1 protein-coding gene is annotated in these 350 nt (G+C 63.4%); it reads right to left on the reverse strand.

The genetic code is table 11. The features are described 5' to 3' along the window. Nucleotides 1-350, reverse strand: a 350-nt coding sequence (locus tag B3605_RS03055) for a branched-chain amino acid ABC transporter substrate-binding protein (protein WP_296432201.1), incomplete at both ends; no start/stop codon positions are given.

Below are 350 nucleotides of genomic sequence, written 5' to 3' on the forward strand. Positions count from 1 at the left end.
ACGGCATTGACCTGCAGGTCATGCAGCTGGCGGGCGAGCAGGCCGCCTTCCGGATGGTAGCCGCCGAAGTAGACGACGTCGACCTTCTCGGCCTTGAGACGCGTGGTCAGCGCGCTGAAATCCTTGTCGCCGGGCGAGAGCGCGTCGTCGAGGACTTCCTTGATGCCGCCGGCGTTGATCGTCGCCTTGAAGTTGTCGGCGAGACCCTTACCGTAAGCGCCCTTGTCGTTGATGATGGCGATGCGCTTGTCCTTGAAGTTCTTCAGGACGTAGTTGGCGGCGACTTCGGCCTGCTGATCGTCGCGGCCGCAGGTGCGCAGAACGTTGGCGAGGCCACGCTTCGTCAGGTC

It is taken from the genome of Rhizobium sp. UBA1881 (assembly GCF_002338015.1).
In the GTDB taxonomy this organism is placed as follows: Bacteria; Pseudomonadota; Alphaproteobacteria; order Rhizobiales; family Rhizobiaceae; genus Rhizobium.